The following is a 2,426-nucleotide window of genomic DNA, read 5'->3' as shown; positions in this document are numbered from 1 at the left end:
TTTGTGTGGTGCAAACCAAGTTGCCGACTCATGCAGGCCTCTTCAATATTCCAACTTCTTGATTTTCTGTAAGAAAAATCGGGGATCCCTCAGGGTCTGTCCCCCTTTACCCCAGAACTTGCTGGCAGCGAACCCGAGCACAATTGAGGCGGCCGTCGCGGCCAAAATGGGGGCGCCTGCGGCGGTCATGGCGGCGGCAGCAAGCGACCCGATGGCCATGCCGGCCAATACGGTGACCGCCGTCTTGCCGACCTCATAGGCGTCTCCCGTGTTCATCGCCGTCCCCAGTTGGGCAATGTTGATGGCGGGCCCCAGTACTGACGCCAGGCGGCTGAAATTGGTTGCCAACGCACCACCGGCATTGGCATTGCTCATGATCTGGTTGGCCTCACCCATGGCACTTTTTGCAATCGACTCATAGGCCTTGGCCGTCGCCGTCGCATTTTTATACAACGGGGAATCAGGTAGGTCGGCATACTGCAGCGCCTCTTTGGCTGCCGCGGCCGAGGCCTTCATGGCGTTTTGTGCCAGATGGTGCTGATACGCCGCGTCAGCCAGCGCTTTTTGGTTCGATTCAGAGAGGCTACCGCCATAGGCTTCATGGATCGCTTTTTCAATCCCACCCTTTACGGCTTCGGCAGAAACGCCAACACCATCCCACCAGTCAGGTTCAAACGTGGAATAATCTATTTGCGAGCTAGCCATGGCGTACCTCTCTTATTTTTTAGAAATGAATCTTTGAGAAATTTCTAATCCACCAGTACAGCGACGCCAGGCCAAAGCCCAACCAAAACGACAACAAGAACCCGTAGATAAGTTGCAGAAGTCTTGATTCGTGAATGCACAGGTTCAAGCACTTCTCTTCAGCGGGAAGGGCCACACTGAACAGCAGTAATGGCGGCAATAGATACAGCATAACGATCAGCGGTTTGAGATGCCGTTTAGGAGAGTTGCGATCGCCTATAAAAGCCAGCGTGTATTTCTCCCAGCCTGCGACCAGGACGGCATAGTAGATAGAGGCATAGGCAAAGAAGGAAAACAGGAGTCTTGTGTCCTCTGGAAAAGAGGACCTACTGGCCCAAACATCTATTGAAGGAAAAACAAGCACGGGCAGCCAGGTGAAAAATTTCAAGCTCCCCGATAATGCCCCATGCTCTTCAGGACTTAAATAAACCAGAAGAGTTGCTATAACCAGTGGCAGCCAAAAGACCCAGCGCCGCACAAACCCGTCTTCGGCGACAGTTTGTATAACTTTGGGGTCAGAGGGTATGTACATAATTCATCCTTATCGTCTTTTATTTTCAATGTGTGACGCAGCAAAAAAGCCTGGCGAAAGGCTTCCAACTCCAAGGGGAAACCACTTTTTCAGAGGATTAGATGGTGAACAAATAGAGACCCCCTCAGCGCGCATAAAGGCTCGCCAGCGGCCAAAAGTCGGGATGAATACATTCGGCAGAAACGCCCATGTGAACGGAGCACACTGATTGACCGTAGCATCCATGCGACCGCTGCTCCGTACCATCACCAAGGTTGGGATTGTGCTGCTAGCATAGTCAACAGAAAATCGACTCGCTCGTGACGACTTAGAACAAAAAGCTATAGATAAAGCATAATATTCTAACCAAAATCAGTGCACCCTCCTTAATGACTCCTTCTGCACCTTACCGACGGGAAAGGACCAAAAGCTCAAGCATGGGACCACTTACTGCCACTCACTGATCGAATTAAAAGAAGTCCTGAAGCCTTTGTTTGAGAGCAAGGTCGGACCAGGCCCGTTCTGTATTCCTCCGGACACTGCGGGCAAGCGATTCAGTGATGCTGGAAAAGCTCTGAGCGGGGCTGGCAAAACGCGATATTTCAGCTACGCAAACGTGCGCGTAAGCGCTGAAACGCTGATGGCTTCCCTGGGAATCACTAAAGAAACACGAAGCTGGATCTTGTCTCATGGACGCAACGATGTGCAGTCTGCCCACTACGATCGATATAGCTATTTACCAGAAAAACAGTTCGCACTAGAACTATGGGGAAGATATCTAGATTGCCTACACTCGGAGAAAACGTGGGATCAAGGCAAAATCGTTTTATTCAACCGCAAGCGCCCTGGATATCTTATTTCGCTATAGCGAGAGTAATGTCACTCCAAATCGGCGGCTGATCTCAATTTAGTTGGCCTCCGAAAACCTCAACAAACATGCCCCCCCACAATCTCCGTGACAAATCTCAACGGTATAAAAATGTCTAGCACAACAAACACGAGAAAGGATTTTGAGAGCTATGTTCAGTACGTATACAGCACGCTACTCAACCTGCGGGATGAAAAGACCCAAGTATCCCCCCCGGTGTCAGGATAGTTGTCGCCTCTCCGGTTTTTCCAAAAAAAGCATATCGGGGGCGGAAAGAGACTGGTCGTGCCGTACTATTCACCT

Annotated in this window: 2 protein-coding genes; both read right to left on the bottom strand. The window is 50.6% G+C overall.

From position 1 onward, the window contains the following. Positions 1 to 42 precede the first annotated feature (42 nt). Positions 43 to 705: a hypothetical protein gene (locus ACIOWA_RS27815; RefSeq protein WP_401162913.1), complete on the bottom strand. Its 663-nt coding sequence runs from the start codon at positions 703 to 705 to the stop codon at positions 43 to 45. A gap of 19 nt (positions 706 to 724) precedes the next feature. After that, positions 725 to 1,276 (bottom strand): hypothetical protein, encoded by a 552-nt coding sequence (locus tag ACIOWA_RS27810; RefSeq protein WP_401162912.1) that lies wholly within the window; start codon positions 1,274 to 1,276, stop codon positions 725 to 727. Positions 1,277 to 2,426: the final 1,150 nt, after the last annotated feature.

Origin of the sequence: Pseudomonas sp. NPDC087614 (genome assembly GCF_044743485.1) — a bacterium.
Taxonomy (GTDB): Bacteria; Pseudomonadota; Gammaproteobacteria; order Pseudomonadales; family Pseudomonadaceae; genus Aquipseudomonas; species Aquipseudomonas baetica_A.
The sequence above is the reverse complement of the archived record's forward strand: the minus strand, read 5'-3'. Positions and strand labels throughout refer to the sequence as shown.

What these genes read in the sequence shown, in the direction of transcription:
- ACIOWA_RS27815 (WP_401162913.1), bottom strand. Translation starts at nt 705, where the DNA reads ATGGCTAGCTCGCAAATAGATTATTCCACGTTTGAACCTGACTGGTGG.
- ACIOWA_RS27810 (WP_401162912.1), bottom strand. Translation starts at nt 1,276, where the DNA reads ATGTACATACCCTCTGACCCCAAAGTTATACAAACTGTCGCCGAAGAC.